The 17,528-nt window shown below is 67.9% G+C and carries 15 protein-coding genes and 1 pseudogene; 12 read left to right on the top strand and 4 right to left on the bottom strand.

Annotation, left to right across the window (positions count from 1 at the left end):
• Positions 1 to 258, top strand: a pseudogene (locus ABIN76_RS17315) (pyridoxal 5'-phosphate synthase lyase subunit PdxS); the annotation flags it as partial.
• A 212-nt stretch (positions 259 to 470) separates the two neighbouring features.
• Here the strand turns inward: ABIN76_RS17315 and ABIN76_RS17310 are convergent.
• Positions 471 to 2,483 (bottom strand): M3 family metallopeptidase, encoded by a 2,013-nt coding sequence (locus ABIN76_RS17310; protein ID WP_346960898.1) that lies wholly within the window; start codon positions 2,481 to 2,483, stop codon positions 471 to 473.
• 81 nt (positions 2,484 to 2,564) lie between these two features.
• Here ABIN76_RS17310 and ABIN76_RS17305 point away from each other — a divergent pair, with 81 nt between their 5' ends.
• Positions 2,565 to 3,866, top strand: a complete 1,302-nt coding sequence (locus ABIN76_RS17305; RefSeq protein ID WP_346960897.1) for a CapA family protein — start codon at positions 2,565 to 2,567, stop codon at positions 3,864 to 3,866.
• A 92-nt stretch (positions 3,867 to 3,958) separates the two neighbouring features.
• Positions 3,959 to 4,732 (top strand): alpha/beta fold hydrolase, encoded by a 774-nt coding sequence (locus ABIN76_RS17300; protein ID WP_346960896.1) that lies wholly within the window; start codon positions 3,959 to 3,961, stop codon positions 4,730 to 4,732.
• 29 nt (positions 4,733 to 4,761) lie between these two features.
• On the opposite strand, the gene ABIN76_RS17295 is transcribed toward ABIN76_RS17300, so the two are convergent.
• From ABIN76_RS17295 to ABIN76_RS17285, 3 genes are read right to left on the bottom strand one after another with little or no spacing between them, the layout of a single operon-like run.
• Positions 4,762 to 5,268, bottom strand: coding sequence for a GNAT family N-acetyltransferase (locus ABIN76_RS17295; RefSeq protein ID WP_346960895.1), 507 nt, complete (start codon positions 5,266 to 5,268; stop codon positions 4,762 to 4,764).
• A 29-nt stretch (positions 5,269 to 5,297) separates the two neighbouring features.
• Positions 5,298 to 6,095 (bottom strand): glutamine amidotransferase, encoded by a 798-nt coding sequence (locus tag ABIN76_RS17290; protein WP_346960894.1) that lies wholly within the window; start codon positions 6,093 to 6,095, stop codon positions 5,298 to 5,300.
• Positions 6,092 to 7,396, bottom strand: a complete 1,305-nt coding sequence (locus ABIN76_RS17285; RefSeq protein WP_346960893.1) for a MurT ligase domain-containing protein — start codon at positions 7,394 to 7,396, stop codon at positions 6,092 to 6,094. The genes ABIN76_RS17290 and ABIN76_RS17285 overlap by 4 nt, the downstream gene beginning before the upstream one ends.
• Before the next feature lie 92 nt (positions 7,397 to 7,488).
• On the opposite strand from ABIN76_RS17285, the gene pdxT reads away from it, so the two are divergent.
• From pdxT to ABIN76_RS17240, 9 genes are all read left to right on the top strand, one after another.
• On the top strand, positions 7,489 to 8,190 hold the full coding sequence (gene pdxT / locus ABIN76_RS17280; RefSeq protein ID WP_346960892.1) for a pyridoxal 5'-phosphate synthase glutaminase subunit PdxT: 702 nt from the start codon (positions 7,489 to 7,491) through the stop codon (positions 8,188 to 8,190).
• Positions 8,191 to 8,193: 3 nt separating this feature from the next.
• A complete protein-coding gene (locus ABIN76_RS17275) occupies positions 8,194 to 8,949 on the top strand; it encodes a YebC/PmpR family DNA-binding transcriptional regulator (RefSeq protein WP_146337452.1) in 756 nt (251 codons plus the stop codon).
• Positions 8,946 to 9,524: a crossover junction endodeoxyribonuclease RuvC gene (gene ruvC, locus ABIN76_RS17270; protein ID WP_346960891.1), complete on the top strand. Its 579-nt coding sequence runs from the start codon at positions 8,946 to 8,948 to the stop codon at positions 9,522 to 9,524. Before ABIN76_RS17275 ends, ruvC begins: the two co-directional genes overlap by 4 nt.
• An 83-nt stretch (positions 9,525 to 9,607) precedes the next feature.
• A complete protein-coding gene (ruvA, locus tag ABIN76_RS17265) occupies positions 9,608 to 10,252 on the top strand; it encodes a Holliday junction branch migration protein RuvA (RefSeq protein WP_346960890.1) in 645 nt (214 codons plus the stop codon).
• On the top strand, positions 10,245 to 11,366 hold the full coding sequence (ruvB, locus tag ABIN76_RS17260; RefSeq protein ID WP_346960889.1) for a Holliday junction branch migration DNA helicase RuvB: 1,122 nt from the start codon (positions 10,245 to 10,247) through the stop codon (positions 11,364 to 11,366). Before ruvA ends, ruvB begins: the two co-directional genes overlap by 8 nt.
• A 213-nt stretch (positions 11,367 to 11,579) precedes the next feature.
• A complete protein-coding gene (gene yajC, locus ABIN76_RS17255; protein ID WP_346960888.1) occupies positions 11,580 to 12,008 on the top strand; it encodes a preprotein translocase subunit YajC in 429 nt (142 codons plus the stop codon).
• 106 nt (positions 12,009 to 12,114) lie between these two features.
• Complete coding sequence (gene secD / locus ABIN76_RS17250; protein WP_346960887.1) at positions 12,115 to 13,875, top strand: protein translocase subunit SecD; 1,761 nt, start codon at positions 12,115 to 12,117, stop codon at positions 13,873 to 13,875.
• On the top strand, positions 13,876 to 14,883 hold the full coding sequence (secF, locus tag ABIN76_RS17245; protein WP_346960886.1) for a protein translocase subunit SecF: 1,008 nt from the start codon (positions 13,876 to 13,878) through the stop codon (positions 14,881 to 14,883). It abuts the gene before it with no gap.
• Between the two features lie 220 nt (positions 14,884 to 15,103).
• Positions 15,104 to 17,422 carry a bifunctional (p)ppGpp synthetase/guanosine-3',5'-bis(diphosphate) 3'-pyrophosphohydrolase gene (locus tag ABIN76_RS17240; protein WP_346960885.1) on the top strand — a complete coding sequence of 773 codons (2,319 nt, stop codon included), beginning with the start codon at positions 15,104 to 15,106 and terminating at the stop codon, positions 17,420 to 17,422.
• Positions 17,423 to 17,528 lie beyond the last annotated feature (106 nt).

Here is a 17,528-nt window from a genome sequence, read left to right as displayed (position 1 = left end):
TTCACCGCCGGCGGCATCGCCACCCCGGCCGACGCCGCGATGATGATGCAGCTCGGCGCCGACGGCGTCTTCGTCGGCTCCGGCATCTTCAAGTCCGGCAACCCGGCGCAGCGCGCCGCCGCCGTCGTGAAGGCCACCACCTTCTTCGACGACCCGGACGTCATCGCCAAGGCCTCCCGCGGCCTGGGCGAAGCCATGGTCGGCATCAACGTGGATGAGATCCCGCAGCCGCACCGCCTCGCCGAGCGCGGCTGGTAACCTTCGCGCCCTGGGGGCACAGGACGGCACTGATCCTCTGCGTGCTCTTCCCCGCGCCCTGTTGGCAGCCGAGCTGCTGGTCGGGGCGCGGGCCCCTTTTACGCACGCTGCCGGATCACACCGCCCCGCGCCTTGCGCTTCTCATTGAACGACGGCGGCGAGTCACCCTTCCTGGGTGACTCGCCGCCGTCGTGCATTAGTCCGTTGAGGGGTTACTCGAGGCCGCGGCGCTTGAGCAGTGGTTCGAGTTCGGCGTCCCGGCCTCGGAAGGCGCGGAAAGACGCGAGCGGGTCGCGGCTGTTGCCCCGGGAGAGCAGCTCGGCGCGGAAGAAGTCGCCGTTGGCCCGGGTCAGGCCGCCGTTTTCCTTGAACCATTCCACCGTTTCGGCGTCGAGCACCTCGCTCCAGATGTAGGAATAGTAGCCCGCGGCATACCAGCCTCCGGCGAAGATGTGCTGGAAGTAGCCGGTGCGGTAGCGCGGCGGGATCAGGCTGTGCGCCACCCCCGCCGCGGCCAGGGCCTTGGCCTCGAACTCCAGCACGTCCTCGGGGATTTCCGAGCCGTCGAGGACATGCCAGGCGAGGTCCAGCAGTGCCGCGCCAAGGTACTCGGTGGTGCCGAAACCCTCGCCCCAGAGCGCTGCGTCGTTGAGCTTGTCCACGGCTTCCTGCGGCAGCGGTTCTCCGGTGGCGTGGTGCTTGGCGTAGTTCGCCAGCACTTCCGGCCACATGATCCACATCTCGTTGACCTGCGAGGGGTACTCGACGAAGTCGCGGGGCACGGAGGTGCCGGCGAACCGCGGGTAGGTGACCGAGGAGAAGAGGCCGTGCAGGGCGTGGCCGAATTCGTGGAACGTGGTCCGCAGTTCGTCCAGGGTCAGCAGTGTGGGCTCACCGGCGGGCGGCTTGGAGATGTTGAGGTTGTTGATCACTACAGGCCGGGTGTCCAGCAGTCCGGACTGCTCCACGAGGGAGTTCATCCAGGCACCGCCGCGCTTTGAGTCCCTGGTGTAGTAGTCGCCCAGGAACAGGCCCAGGTCCGTGCCGTCGGAGTTCTTTACCTCCCAGACCCGGACGTCCGGGTGGTAGCCGGCCAGGTCGGTGCGCTCATGGAACGTGATCCCGTACAGGGCGGTGGCGGCAAAGAAGACGCCGTCGTTCAGGACCCGGTCCAGCTCGAAGTAGGGCCGCAGTGCCTGCTCGTCTACGGAATACCGCTCACGCTTCACCTGGGCCGAGTAGTAGGCCCAGTCCCAGGCTTCCAGCGGGTGGCCGGCCACCTCCGCCAGCGCCTCGGCCTCGGCGTCGGCATTCCGGACGGCGGCCGGCGCGAGCCGGTTCATCATGGCCTGCACGGCCTCGAAGTCGGGGGCGGTCTGCTGGTCCACGCTGAGCTCGGCGAAGTTGGCGAAGCCCAGCAGGCCGGCCTTCTCGGCGCGGAGCCGGACCATGTCCTTGACCAGGTCCAGCACGTCGAGGCTGCCGCCGCCGCTGCCGCGGCCGATCGAGGCCTCGTAGAGCCGCCGCCGCACTTCCCGGTTCTCCAGGGCGGCCATGGCGGGCTGGTTGCTGGGCTGGATCAGGGTGAGCAGGTACTTGCCGTCGTGCCCGGCGGTGCGCGCGGCTTCGGCGGCGCTGGCGACGTCGTCCGCGGGCAGGCCCGCGAGCTCGCCGGCGTCATCCAGCAGCAGTGACGCGGACTTCATGCCCTCCTTGACCCGCTGGCCGAACTCGGTACCCAGCGTGGAGAGTTCGGCGTTGATGGCCTTGAGCCGCTCCTGGCCGGCCTCGACGAGCTGGATGCCGGCCTGGCGGAACTCCTTGAGGTATTCCTCCACCAGCCGGGCGGATTCCGCGTCGAGCCGGTCGGTGTTGATGGCGGCGAAGCGCTCGAACAACCCCCGGTTCAGGTACACGGCATCCTGGTGGGCCGAGAAAGCGGGGGAGAGCCGGGTCTCCAGCTCACGGATGGCGTCCGAGGCGTCCGCGGAGACCAGCGTAAAGAACGACGCCGCGGCCCGCTGCAGCAGCTGACCGGAGCGTTCCATCGCCAGCGCCGTGTTTTCGAAGGTCGCCGGCTCCGCGTCCGCCACAATCGCCTGGATCTCGGCCAGGTGCTCGGCGAGGCCGGCCTCGACGGCTTCGGAATAGTGCTGGACTTCGATGTCCGCGAAAGGCGGCAGTCCGTACGGCAGAGTACTGGGGCTCAAAAGGGGATTGGTCATGAAACAACTCTTTCATGCAATAGGCCGGTTCTCAATGAACTGCTAAGCGTGTTGTGATCCCCGCCACCGTACGATTACGGGATGCGAACCATTCATCCCACGCTGCGCGGACGGCTGCTCGCCGGGTCAGCCGCGGTTTTCCTCGCCGCTTCCGTGGTCTCCTGCGGCGTCGGCGCCGGCCCGGACAGCAACGCCGGGGCTTCCTCGGCGTCGGCGGGCACTTCTGCCGGGTCCACCGCCGGCGGCAGCGCCGGGTCCACGGCGGGGAACCCGGGGGCCACTCCGGACACGTCGCCCTCCGCCACCCCCACCCCGACGCCGACGCCGGGGAAGGGCCCCGCCTGCAAGGAAGTCCGCTGCACCTCGGTGCTGGTCACCGGGGACATGCTGGTCCACGCCCAGCTCTGGGAGCAGGCCCGCGCCGACGCCCACGCCACCGGCGCCAAGGGGCTGGACTTCGAGCCGCTGCTGGCGGGCCAGCGCAAATATATCGAAAAGAGCGACCTCGCGGTCTGCCACCAGGAAACACCGGTATCCGGACCGACCGGCCCGTTCTCCGCCTACCCGTCGTTCAACGTGCCGCCGCAGATCATCACCGCTGCCCAGCAGGTCGGCTACCAGGCGTGCACCACCGCCAGTAACCACACCATTGACCAAGGCACCGCGGGGCTGGTCCGCACCCTGGACGCACTCGATGCGGCCGGACTGCAGCACACCGGCTCCTATCGCAGCGAAGCCGACTCCCGCGGGGTGATGATCCTGAATACCGCCGCCGCGAAGGTCGCCGTGATCGAGGGCGCCTACGGTTTGAACGGGCAGGCCCCGGAACACGCCTGGCAGGTGGACATGCTCGATCCTGCCGCGATGATTGCCAAGGCCCGCAAGGCGAGGGCGCTCGGCGCGGACATCGTGCTGGGCGTGATGCATGCCGGCGACGAGTACGCCAGCGCGCCGAACGAGCAGCAGCGCAGCGTGGCGCATGCGCTGGTGGACAGCGGCCAGTTCACCATGATCTATGGCCACCACACCCACTCGGTGCTCCCGATCGAACGCTACAAGGGGACCTGGATCGTGTACGGGCTGGGCAACGGCGTCACCGAACTCTCGCCCTGGTACGTGGTGAACAACGAGGGGCTGCTGGTCCGGGCGCAGTTCAGCCAGGACGCTGCGGGCAAGTGGTCCGCCTCGGACCTGGCCTGGGCGCCGTCCGTCATTGTGCGCGACCCCTACCGGTGGTGCTCGGTCGCCTCTGACGCGCCGCAGGGACCCTGCGCCGGTGCCGCCGCGGACGCCGCCACCCGGCTGCGGACGCGGACCGTGGTGGAATCGATGGGCGCCGCCGCGGCGGGCGCCCACGAACTGCTGATCACGAAGGAGCGGTAGCCCTGGACACGCTGAGCGAACGACGGCGGATCCTCGCCGCGCGCGGTGCCGAACTGGCCGTCTTTGAATACGGCCCGCAGCCCGGCCCGGACGTGCCGACGCTGCTGCTGGTGCACGGTTATCCCGACGACCACCGGGTGTTCCTGCCCGTCATCCGGGAGCTGGCGGCGACGCATCACATGGTCGCCTATGACACGCGCAACGCGGGCGCGTCCGCCGTCGTCGGAAGTCCCGGCGACTTCACCCTGGCCACGCTGGTGGACGACCTCTTGGCGGTGCTGGCGGCGGCCGGAGCCGCCGGGGTGCATCTGGTGGGCCACGACTGGGGGTCCATCCAGGGCTGGGCCGCCGTGCAGGACCCGCGCGCCGCGGGAATGATCCGCCGCTACACGAGCGTCTCCGGGCCGGACCTGGGGCATTTCTCGCGCTGGGTGCGCTCCCGGCTCCGCAACCCCCGGTCCTGGCGGCAACTGGGCGGGCAGCTGCTGCGCAGCTGGTACATCGCGGCGTTCCTGGTCCCGGTGCTGCCCGAGGCTGCCTGGCGGCTGTTCCTGACCCGGCGTTACGAACGGGGCGCAAAGCGCAGCGTCGGCAACGACCCCATCCGCGGGCTGGCCCTCTACCGCAGCAACTTCCGCGGCCGACGGGACCGGCCCGCACCGCGGACCGCACGGGCGCGGGTCACCATGCCCGTGCAGGTAGTGGTCCCGGTGCGGGACCCCTTCCTGTCCCCGCACCTGGTGGACGGGCTCGAGGCGTGGGTGGATGACCTGAGCGTGGTGCGAGTGGACGGCGGCCACTGGTGGCCGGCGACGCGCCCGGCGGAGTTCGCCGAGCTGCTCCGGAAGAGCGAGGCCGGCGCATGACGACGGCGGCGCCCACCGTCCACCGGTTCTCAGTCCGGCAGGCCGTCCGAAAGGCTGCGGGCCATAAACACGCTGTTGGGATCCGGCTTGTAGCCGGCAAAAGGCGGGCACGGGACGAATCCGTGCCGGGCGTAGAGGCGCCGCGCCGGGGCGAAAAACTCCTGCGATCCGGTTTCCAGGCACACGCGTCCGTAGGCGCGGTGCCGGGCCTCGTCCAGGATCCCGGCCAGCAGGAGCGCGGCGACGCCCCGGCCGCGGGCGTGCTGCGCGGTGCGCATCGACTTGATTTCGCCCTCGCCATCGCCGAGGTCCTTCAACGCCCCGCAGCCCAGCAGCACCCCAGTGTCGAGCCCAGCAGCGCCCGGCGCAGCGCTGTCGCGGGCGGTCCAGAAAGTGATCTCCGGTCCGGCCAGCGCGTCCGGGTCCAGGGCGTGCACGCTTTCGGCCGGTGAGGTCGCGAACATGTCCGCGAGGTGTTCGTCCAGCAGGCGCCGGACGTCCGGGCGGGCGGGGTTGTCGCGGGCAATGACGATCATGGAATCATCCGAGAGCATGTAGCAGCGGGTCAGCGGGGACGGCGGGCCGCGTGCTCGCGGGCCAGGACGGCATAGGAGTCATCCGGGGTGCCGGGTGAGAAGCTGCCGTACTTGCGCTCTACGGCGGTCTTGATCAGGAAGTCCGCCAGCGCCGGGTTTTTCGGCAGCAGCGAGCCGTGCAGGTAGCTGGCCACGATGTTGCGGTAGCGGGCGCCCTCCTGGCCATCGGTGCTGTTGTTGCCGGTGCCCTTCGCCGTCGTACCCAGCGGTGCGACGCCGGGGCCCAGGGTGGTCTGGCCGCTGTGGTTTTCGTAACCGAGCACCGTGCCGAACTCGGGGGAGGACACCGAGACGTTGCCGATCAGCCGTTCGTCCGTGCCGTGTGTCTCCACGTCCAGGATGCCGATGCCCGGGATGACGGAGCCGGTCCTGGTCTTGAAGAATTTGCCGAACAGCTGGTACAGCCCGCAGATCACCAGCATCGGCGTGCCGTCCTCGGCGAGCTCCTTGAGGACAGTTTCGCGGGAGAGCAGGTCATCCTGGATCACCAACTGGCCGCTGTCCTGGCCGCCGCCGCCCACGATCAGGTCAACGTGGGCGGGGAACTCGTCGCCGACGTTGTATTCAAGCAGTTCCGGGGTGTAGCCGTGCCAGCGCAGGCGCTGGGCCAGGACCAGGGCGTTGCCCCAGTCGCCGTAGATGTTCATGTCCCGCGGGTAAAGCTGGACCACGCGGATGGTGCCCTTGCCGGGGTCGGCGGACCCGTCGGGGGGCAGTTCGTGCCCGAAGGAGAGCCCATGCGGGGTTTCGGGGGATGCCGGGGTCATGAGACCACCTCCACTGTGGTGATTTTGGACAGCTCGCGGCGGATGGCCAGCATGGCCGTGTAGGTGCAGAAGATCCGCTTCGGCTTGTCCTTGGCCCCGCGGATAAAGGCGGCCAGGGCCGGGGCGATGTCCGTGTCGACAGCGCCGATTGCGACGTCGTCGTACTGCAGCCGCAGTGCCATGTCGTAGGCGCGCGAACCGGAGAGCTGGTCCACGCCGCCGTCACGGAGGGTGTCGAATTCGACGTCCCAGAGCCAGGACATGTCCCGGCCGTCGGCGTAGTTGTCGTTGATGGCGATCATCGTGGCGTAGCCGGCGGCCGGGAAGGACTTCAGGCCCAGCCGGAAGCCGCTGGGGTTTTTTACCAGGACCAGTTCCAGCGGAAGTCCGTCGACTACAAGGCTCTCGCCGCGGCCGAACGCTGGCGCCACATTGGCCAAGGCCTTGAGCAGGCCGGCGTGGTCGGTGCCCGTGCCGCGGGCGGCGGTGATGGCGCGGGCCAGGGTCAGCGCCGCCGCCGCGTTGAAGATGTTGTAGACGCCGCGGAGTTTCATCCCGGTGCCAACCGTGGCGCCGTCGTACTCAAAGTCGGCGTCGTCCGCGCCCACCCGGCGCAGGACGACGTCGGCCGCCGGTTTGGCGGGGGCCGGAGGCACCGGGCTGCCCGGCGCGGCGCGCATCTCGTCGTCGTTGGGGAAGGTGCTGAGCAGCGAATCGTCGAGGCCGAAGTAGCGGACCTCGGGTCCGCCGGCCGTGGCTGTTTCGAGCGTGTCCGCGATGCGGGCGACGCGCGGGTCCTCGCGGTTCAGGACGACGGTCCCGGTGGTCTTGGCGGCGATGTGCTGCAGCAGTTCGGCGGTCTTGTCGATTTCGCCGAAGCGGTCCAGCTGGTCGCGCAGCACGTTCAGCAGCAGGCAGTAGCGCGGCGGGACCTTGTTGACGAAGTGCACCGCGTGCGCCTCGTCCAGTTCCAGGACGGCGACGTCGGCATCGAGCCGGCCCCGCCAGTCCACCTCGCCGAGCAGCGCTGCGGCCACGCCCCGGGTGAAGTTGCTGCCGGTGCGGTTGGTGAAGACCTTCAGGCCCTGGCTTTCCAGCAGCTCCACGACCATCTTGGTGGTGGTCGTCTTGCCGTTCGTGCCGCTGACGACGGCGACGCCCAGCGGCAGCGTGGACAGCGTCCGTTGCATAAAGCCGGGGTCTATTTTTTCGACCACCAGGCCGGGGAGCGCAGAGCCCCCGCCCCGGAGCCGGGAGACCCGGCGGACGAACTTGCCGAGCGGAACGCTGAAGTAGAGCATGCTTTGTAATATATCCCAGCGGCGGCATGGAACCCGGCCCGGCGGCACTCCCCGGTGCGGCCCCCGGCAGCCCGGCGCATTATGCTGGCTGGATGACCACCCCCCTTTCTTTGCCTGGCTCCCGCGTGGGATCCGGCCTCCGGATCGGCGTCCTGGCACTCCAGGGCGACTTCCGTGAACACCTGCACGTAGTGGAGGCCGCCGGCGCCGCCGGCATCGGCGTCCGCCGCCCCGCCGAGCTGGACGGCCTGGACGGGCTCATCATCCCGGGCGGGGAGTCGACGACGATCGACAAGCTCGCCAGGATCTTCGAGCTCCGCGACCCGCTGCGCGAGAGCATCCGCGCCGGGCTGCCCGTCTACGGTTCCTGCGCCGGCATGATCCTGCTGGCCAACGAGATCGCCGACCCCGCCACCGACCTGGCCGGGAACCCGCAGCAGACCTTCGGCGGCCTCGACATCACGGTCCGCCGCAACGCCTTCGGCCGGCAGCGCGAATCCTTCGAAACCGACCTTGAATTCAAGGGCCTGGAGTTCAGCGCGGGCGAGTCCGGCGTCGACCCGGTCCACGCTGTGTTCATCCGCGGACCGTGGGTGGAACGCGTCGGCGCGGGCGTCGAAGTCCTGGCAAAGGTGGAACCATCCAGGGCCGGCCACCCGGAATCCCTCGACGGGACGGCTAGAATTGTTGCTGTGCGTTCCGGCAAGCTGCTGGCCACCTCCTTCCACCCGGAAGTGACGGGGGAGAAGCGCGTGCATGAACTGTTTATTCGAATGATCAGAGGAGAAGCGTAAAGCATGTCAGGCCACTCCAAATGGGCGACGACCAAGCATAAAAAGGCCATCCTGGACAGCCGCCGGGCCAAGTCGTTCGCCAAGCTGATCAAGAACATCGAAGTTGCCGCGCGCATGGGCGGCCCCGACCTCGCCGGTAACCCGAGCCTCGAACTCGCCGTCACCAAGGCCAAAAAGACCTCGGTCCCCGCCGACAACATCGACCGCGCCATCAAGCGCGGCGCCGGCCTCACCGGCGAAGTCGTGGACTACACCGAGATCATGTACGAGTGCCGCGGCCCGCAGGGCTCGGCCCTCCTGATCGAGTGCCTCACGGACAACAAGAACCGCGCCGCCTCCGAGGTCCGGCTCGCTATCTCCCGCAACGGCGGCACCATCGCCGATCCCGGTTCGGTCAGCTACCTCTTCTCCCGCAAGGGCGTCGTGTCGCTGCCGAAGAACGGCCTGACCGAGGACGATGTGCTGATGGCGGTCCTCGACGCCGGCGCCGAGGAAGTCAAGGACAACGGCGAGAGCTTCGAGATCCACTCCGAACCGACCGATCTGCAGGCCATCCGGGATGCGCTCAAGGAAGCCGGCATCGACTACGACACCGACGAGGCCGAGTTCGTGCCCTCCATGCAGGTGCCGCTGGACCTCGACGCCGCCAAGAAGTTCATGAAGCTCGTGGATGCCCTCGAAGAGCTCGACGACGTGCAGAACGTCTACAGCAACGCCGACCTCAGCGACGAAGTGCAGGCCGCACTGGAAGCCGAGTGACCCTTCGCGTCCTCGGCGTCGATCCGGGCCTCACCCGCTGCGGGATCGGCGTCGTGGACGTCGAGAAGAACCGGCGCGCCACCATGGTGGCCTTCGGCGTCGTCGGTACCTCTCCGGAGGAGAGCCTGGACCAGCGGCTGCTCGTCATTGCCACCTCGATCGATGACTGGCTGGACCAGTACAGCCCGCAGGTCCTCGCCGTCGAACGCGTCTTCTCCCAGCTCAACGTCAGCACGGTCATGGGCGTCGCCCAGGCCTCCGGCGTGGTGATCGCCGCCGCCGCGCGGCGCGGCATCCCGGTGGCGTTGCACACGCCGTCGGAGGTCAAGGCTGCCGTGACCGGCAGCGGCACGTCCAACAAGGACGCCGTCACGAAGCTCGTCACCAAGATCCTGCGCCTGGACGCACCGCCGCGGCCCGCCGACGCCGCCGATGCGCTGGCCCTGGCCATCACGCACGCGTGGCGGGCCGGCAGTGGTGCCGCGGTGGCCACCACAGGGCCGGGCAGCCAATCCCTCACCCCGGCCCAGCGCGCCTGGGCCGACGCGGAGGCCAAAGCGCGCCGCGCGCGGTGAATGTCCGGGGCGCTTGCTAGGGTATTCGTAGATATGTTCGGATAGCCGGCTGCAAACTCAGTCGTAAACCCAGGAGCCAGGCCTTGATCAGTTTTCTCCGCGGAACCGTAGCGCATGTTGGCCTGTCCTCGGCAGTGATCGACCTCCACGGCGCCGGCATGAGCGTCAACGCGACGCCGCAGACCCTCAGCAAACTCCGCGTCGGGGATGAGGGCAAGCTCTTCACTTCCCTGATCGTGCGCGAAGACTCGCTGACCCTCTTCGGCTTCTCCAGCGACGACGAACGCGAGGTCTTTGACGTGCTGCTCAGCGTCAGCGGCGTCGGTCCGCGCCTGGCGCTGGCGGTCCTGGCCGTCCACGAACCCGAAGCGATCCGCGTCGCCGCGCACTCGGGCGACGGCAAGGCCTTCACCAAGGTGCCCGGCATCGGACCCAAGGTGGCCGGCCGGATCGTCCTGGAACTGGCCGGAAAGCTGGTCCCGCACGGCACCCCCGCAGGTTCCGCGCCGGCCGTGTCCGCCGAAGCCGTGTGGAAGCCGCAGGTGGTTGCCGCCATGACCAGCCTGGGCTGGTCCGAGAAGGACGCCACCGCCAGCATCGACAAGTCGCTGGCCGATTCGCCCGAACTGGCCGAGCAGGGCAACGTCGCGGAAATCCTGCGCGCCACACTCCGCTGGCTGGGCCAGGACGGCGCCCGCGCCGGAAACCGGGTAGGCGCCCGTGGCTGAGCCGTCCCTGGTGGCCGGGGGAGAGGAGCCCGAGGAGCGGGTGATCGAGGCCGCCCTCCGGCCGAAGAACCTGCACGATTTCGTGGGCCAGCACCGGGTCCGCAAGCAGCTCTCGCTGGTGCTGGAGGCGTCCCGGATGCGCGGCCGCAGCGCGGACCACGTGCTGCTGTCCGGCCCGCCCGGCCTGGGCAAGACCACGCTGTCCATGATTATTGCCGCCGAAATGAACGCCCCGCTGCGAATCAGCAGCGGCCCGGCGATCCAGCACGCCGGGGACCTGGCCGCCATCCTGTCCTCGTTGTCCGAGGGCGAGGTCCTGTTCCTCGACGAGATCCACCGGATGTCGCGGCCGGCTGAGGAAATGCTTTACATGGCGATGGAGGACTTCCGCGTCGACATCGTCGTCGGCAAGGGCGCCGGGGCCACCGCGATCCCGCTGGAGCTGCCGCCGTTCACCCTGGTCGGCGCCACCACCCGCGCCGGGCTGCTGCCCGGGCCGCTGCGGGACAGGTTCGGCTTCACCGGGCACCTCGAGTTCTACTCCGTCGAGGAGCTCGAGCTGGTGCTGCGCCGCTCGGCGGGGCTGCTGGACCTGAAGGTCAACTCGGCCGGGTTCAGTGAGATTGCCGGCCGCTCCCGGGGCACGCCCCGCATCGCGAACCGCCTGTTGCGCCGTGTCCGGGACTGGGCGCTGGTGCACGGCGTCGAACAGATCGACGCGCGGGCGGCCTCGGCGGCGCTCGACATGTACGAGGTGGACAAGCGCGGCCTGGACCGCCTGGACCGCGCCGTTCTTGAAGCGTTGATTACCAAGTTCGGCGGCGGACCGGTGGGCCTGTCCACCCTGGCGATCGCCGTCGGCGAGGAAACCGAAACGGTGGAAACCGTCGCCGAACCCTACCTGGTCCGGGAGGGCCTGCTGGGCCGGACACCCCGCGGCCGGATCGCCCTCGCCCCCGCCTGGACGCATCTGGGCTTCGCGGTGCCAGCCGGGGTATTCGGCCAGGATCCGCTGGACCTGTTCCAGGCCGGCGCTGGCGACGGCGGACCGGCCGGCTTCGGTGCGGAGGCTGAGGGCGAAGTCGATCCGGAATGGATCCGTAATAGTCAATAGCACTCGCTAGTGACCTTTTCCCTTTAGACTGGTATGACGCTCGGCACGTTCGGGCCTTTGTTTCCGTGTGCGGCTACCGCTAGCCGCTGCTGGCCGGGCATGATTTTCTGCCAGGTTTACTGCCGGGGTCCACACCAGGCGGCCCCGGAACGGAACGGACGTTGCTGTGAAACCAGCTTGCAAGTACAGAACGGAACTTTCCCCTTGGATCCAATGACTATTCTCCTGTTCGTCATGCTCGGCGTGTTCGTCTTCATGATGTTCCGCCGCAACAAGAAGACGCAGCAGCAGCAGGCGGAGCTCCAGTCGAAGTTCGGCACCGGCGTTGACGTTATGACCAGCTTTGGCCTCTTCGGCCGCATCGTTGAGATCGACGAGGCCGAGAACAAGGTTGTCCTGGAACTCTCCCCGGGCAACACCGCCACCGTGCACCGCCAGGCCGTCACCAAGATCGTCGAGCCGGTTGTCGCCGCCGAAGAGCCCACGGTGGTTCCCGACGACGCCTCCTCGCTGACCCTCGGCAAGAGCGATGCCACCGTCGACGGCGTCGACCGCACCGCCACCGCCGGTGACGTGCAGCGCACCGAAACGCCGGACGAAACCCTGCGCCGCCTGAACGACGAGGGCAAGAAAGACAGCTAGTCTGCCTCCTGAGCTATCCCGCAAAGCTACGGTGCGCGGGCATCCGCCGGTGCAGGCCTGACAGGCCGCACCGGCGGTTCCTCCGTCAACAATAGAAAGATCGACAATGGCACGAACTGGCCCCAAAAACTCAGCCCTCAGGGTGCTGGTCTGGCTTGGCGTTATTCTCGCCGTCCTGACGGCCGTCCTCGCGGGCGGCACGATGGCCGGGCAGGCGAGCTGGGCTCCGAAGCTTGCCCTGGACCTTGAAGGCGGCACCCAGATGATCCTGGCGCCCAAGGTGGCGGGCGGTTCGGACATTAACGAAGAACAGCTCAACCAGGCCGTGGCGATCATCCGCCAGCGCGTGGACGGCTCCGGCGTCGCGGAAGCCGAGATCAGCACGCAGTCCGGCCGCAACGTCGTCGTCAGCCTCCCGGGAACTCCGTCCAAGGAGACGCGCAAGCTGATCCAGGCGTCCGCCGACATGAACTTCCGCCCGGTCATCCAGGCCGGCGCCGGCGCGGCTGTCCCGGTCGCGTCCCGGACCCCTGAGGCGAAGCTGCCCAAGCCGACCGCCGCGCCGAAGAACAGCAGCGACGAGAACTGGGTTACCGCGGACGTCTACAAGAAGTTCGAGGCGCTGGACTGCGACAACCCGTCCCAGGACAAGCAGGAACGCTCCGATCCGGCCAAGCCGCTGGTGACCTGCGAGCCCGCCGCCGATGGCCGTCCCGCGATCAAGTACATCCTCGGGCCGGTGGAGGTCAAGGGTTCCAACATCAAGTCCTCCTCCTTCCAGCTGCAGCGCGGCGCGCAGGGCGCGGTGACCAATGAGTGGGCCGTTGACATCCAGTTCGACGAGGAGGGAACCGCCAAGTTCAAGACGATCACCGAACGGCTCAACAAGTTCTACGTCGACGCCGGGGGCGAGACCGGATCGGACCCCAAGGCGCAGTTCGCCATTGTGCTCGATGACCAGGTCATCTCCGCGCCGCGGTCCCAGGCTGTCATCACCGACGGCCGTCCGCAGATCACCGGCGGTTTCACCGAGCAGTCCGCGAAGGCGCTCTCCGACCAGCTGCGCTTCGGTGCGCTGCCGATCAGCTTCGACATCCAGAGCGAACAGCAGATCTCGGCGACCCTCGGCGGCGAGCAGCTCCGGATGGGCATGCTGGCCGGCCTGATCGGCCTGCTGCTGGTGGTGGTCTACTCGCTGTTCCAGTACCGCGCCCTCGGCTTCGTCACCGTCGCCTCGCTTGTCGTCGCCGGTGCGCTGACCTACCTGGCCATCGCGATCCTGGGCTGGACGGAAAACTACCGTCTCTCGCTGGCCGGCGTGGCCGGCATCATCGTGGCCATCGGCCAGACGGCGGACTCGTTCATCGTCTACTTCGAACGCATCCGTGACGAACTCCGGGAGGGCCGCGGCCTGGTCTCGGCCGTGGAGAACGGCTGGAAGCGCGCCAAGCGGACCGTCCTGGCCTCCAAGGCCGTCAACCTGCTGGCCGCCCTGGTGCTCTACTTCGTAGCGGTGGGCAACGTCCGCGGCTTCGCGTTCACCCTGGGCCTGACCGCGATCGCCGACTTGATCGTCGTGTTTATGTTCACCCATCCGACCCTGCAGCTGCTGGCCCGCACCAAGTTCTTCGGTGAAGGCCACAAGTTCTCGGGCCTGGACCCGAAGCGGCTCGGCGCCGTGCCCCTGTACCGGGGTGCCGGACGGATCCGCACCCCGGAGGACAAGCCGGTGGTGGCCCCCCGCGCCAAGAACACCGGCGCCGCGGCCGAGGCCGAACGCCGTATGACCATTGCAGAACGACGCCTCGCGGAAAGGCAGGAACAGCTTGCCGGTTCCTCCAAGAGCACGTCCAAGGAGGGCAAGTAAATGGCCAGCTTCGCTACGTTCGGTAACGAGCTTTACACGGGCAAGCGCTCATACGACTTCGTCGGATCCAAGAAAATCTGGTTCCTGATCGCCGCTGTCGCTGTTGCGCTGTCCATCCTGCTGCCGGTCGCCAAGGGCGGCTTCAACCTGGGCATCGAGTTCCGCGGCGGGTCCGAGTTCACGGTGTCCAACGTCAAGGACCGCGACGCCGCCCTCGGTGAAAAGGCCGTCGATAACGTCGTCCCCGGCAGCCTGCCGCGCGTCGCCAACGTCGCCGGCAATACCATGCGCATCCAGACGGACAAGCTCAGCGACGATGAGACGCTCCGGATCAAGGAAGGCCTCACCAAGGCCTACGGCGTGACCGATAACGAGGTGACGTCCACCTTCGTGGGCCCGACCTGGGGCGCGGACGTAACCAAACAGGCGCTGCTCGGCCTGGCGATCTTCGTCGGCCTCGCCGCGGTGCTGATGGCGCTGTACTTCCGGACCTGGAAGATGTCGCTGTCCGCCCTGGCCGGCATGGTGGTGACAATGTTCATCACCGCCGGGGTGTACTCGCTGAGCGACTTCGAGGTGACCCCCTCGGCCATCATCGGCTTCCTCACGGTGCTCAGCTACTCGCTGTACGACACCGTGGTGGTCTTCGACAAGATCCGGGAAAACACCGCGGACCTGCAGGCGTCCACCCGGCGCACCTTCGCCGAGGAGGTCAACCTCGCCGTCAACCAGACCCTGGTGCGTTCCATCAACACCATGATGGTGGCCATCCTGCCGGTCGGGGCCATCCTCTTCATCGGGGCCGGCCTGCTCGGCGCGGGAACGCTGCGCGACCTCTCGCTGGCGTTGTTCGTGGGCATCCTGATCGGTACCGCCGCGACCATCTTCGTGGCGGCCCCGCTCTATGCCTGGTTGCGCCAGGGTGAGCCGGATTTGATCAAGCAGGCCAAGCGTGTGCAGCAGCGCCGCTCGGAGAATACCGCCAAGGCGGCACCCGCCACGGCCTAGCCGAAGAGGCCCCGCCGCAGCCGCCCGACGGGCCGGCGAACGTCCCTGCGACGTTCGCCGGCCCGTCGGACGTTGGCCGCCGGTTATCGAAGTATCCGGCTCCGGGAATAGACTTGAATAATTAACGGGTTTGAGAGGTGCTTCATTGGAAGAACGTTCGACGCCGGTGCCTGCAGCCCCGGCGGATAAAGCTACCGCCCAGGGGTCACAGACTGGTGTGGTGGCTGCCGGACGCCCGGACGCCGCAGTGCCCGTCGATAACTCCGGAACCCGGCCCACCTTTCCGGGACGCCGCGAACGCACCCGCTCCCGGCTGGCGCGGCTGACGGGCCGCGGAACGCCGGCCTATTCGCCCATCCTGGAGCCGCTGCTGCGCACCGTGCGCGCCAACAACCCCAAGGATGACTTCGAACTGATCCAGCGGGCGTTCGTCGTCGCCGAACGCTGCCACCGCGGACAAAAGCGCAAGAGCGGCGACCCCTACATCACGCACCCCGTGGCCGTGGCCACCATCCTCGCCGAGCTGGGACTGAGCGGGACGACCCTGGCGGCCGCGCTGCTGCACGATACCGTCGAGGACACCTCGTATACGCTGGAGGATCTCAAGGGCGAATTCGGGCCCGAAGTCGCCATGCTGGTCGACGGCGTGACCAAGCTGGACAAGGTCAGCTTCGGCGAAGCCGCCCAGTCCGAGACCGTGCGCAAAATGGTCGTCGCCATGGCCAAAGACATCCGCGTCCTGATGATCAAGCTCGCCGACCGGCTGCACAACGCCCGCACCTGGCGTTTCGTCTCGGCCGAGTCCTCGGCCCGCAAGGCCCGGGAAACCCTGGAAATCTTCGCGCCGCTGGCCCACCGGCTCGGCATGAACACGATCAAATGGGAACTCGAGGACCTCTCCTTCGCAGCGCTGTATCCCAAGGTCTACGAGGAAATCGTCCGGATGGTGGGGGACCGGACCCCCGAGCGGGAGAAGAACCTCGCCGTGATCCGCAACCAGATCACCGAGGATCTGCGCGCGGCCAAGATCAAGGCCACCATCACCGGCCGGCCCAAGCACTACTACTCCATCTACCAGAAGATGATCGTCCGGGATAAGGACTTCGACGACATCAACGACCTGATGGGTGTCCGGGTCCTCGTCGACTCGGTGCGGGACTGTTACGCCGCCCTCGGTGCCATGCACTCGCGCTGGAACCCGCTTCCGGGCCGGTTCAAGGACTACATCGCGATGCCCAAGTTCAACATGTACCAGTCGCTGCACACCACGGTGATCGGCCCGGGCGGCAAGCCGGTGGAGATCCAGATCAGGACCCACGAGATGCACCGGCGCGCCGAATACGGCGTCGCGGCGCACTGGAAGTACAAGGACCAGCCCAACCGCACCGCGGCAGGGCCGGGCAGCCCGCGGGACGGCGACATGGGCTGGCTCCGCTCCCTCGTGGACTGGCAGCAGGAGACCTCCGATCCTGGTGAGTTCCTCGACTCGCTGCGCTTCGAGATCAATGCCCGCGAGGTGTTCGTGTTCACGCCCAAGGGCGAGGTCATGGCCCTGCCGGCTGGTTCGACGCCGGTGGACTTCGCCTACGCGGTGCACACCGAGGTGGGTCACCGGACCATCGGTGCGCGCGTCAACGGCAAACTGGTCCCGCTCAACAGTGAACTGAACCACGGCGACTGGGTTGAGATCTTCACCTCCAAGGCCGAAGGCGCCGGCCCCAGCCAGGACTGGCAGCACTTCGTCAAGAGCGCCCGGGCGCGCAACAAGATCCGGCAGTGGTTCAGCAAGGAACGCCGCGAAGAAGCGATCGACCGCGGCAAGGAGTTGCTGACCAAAGCGATGCGCAAGCAGAACCTTCCGCTGCAGCGCCTGATGACACACGACGCCCTCGCCGCGATCGCCGAGGACTTCAAGTACACGGACATTTCCGGGCTCTATGCGGGCGTGGGCGACGGCCACACGTCGGCCCAGTCCGTGATGGAGCGGCTGGTCGAAAGCCTCGGCGGCAACGACACCCCCGAGGATGACCTCACCGAGGTTTCCATCCCGGCCCAGGTCAGCAAAGCCCGGTACTCCGACTCGGGAGTTGTGGTCCGCGGCGTCGACGACGTCTGGGTGAAACTGGCTCGCTGCTGCACCCCGGTGCCGCCGGATCCCATCCTGGGCTTCGTCACACGCGGCTCCGGCGTCTCGGTACACCGGACCGACTGCACCAACGTGTCCGGCCTGATGGACCAGCCGGACCGGATCGTCGATGTCGAGTGGGCGCCGACCCAGTCCAGCGTGTTCCTGGTCGAAATCCAGGTCGAGGCGCTGGACCGGAAGTCGTTGCTCTCCGACGTCACCCGTGTCCTGTCCGAGAACCACGTCAACATCCTGGCCGCCAGCGTGCACACCTCCACCGACCGGGTGGCCATCTCCAAGTTCGCCTTCGAGATGGGCGATCCGAAGTACCTGAGTCACGTGCTCAGCGCCGTCCGGCGGATCGACGGTGTCTTCGACGTGTACCGCACCACCGGGAACCGCCGCCGCAGCTGATATGTAGTTGGTGCTTGTCAAGAGGGCAAGGGTGAGCGGTCCAAGGCTGGTTTGAACTGCTCCCCGAAAGTTGGACTGAGAATTCAGTTCTGACTTTCGGGGAGCA

The organism is uncultured Arthrobacter sp., from assembly GCF_964021775.1.
Classification (GTDB): Bacteria; Actinomycetota; Actinomycetes; order Actinomycetales; family Micrococcaceae; genus Arthrobacter.
The sequence above is the reverse complement of the archived record's forward strand: the minus strand, read 5'-3'. Positions and strand labels throughout refer to the sequence as shown.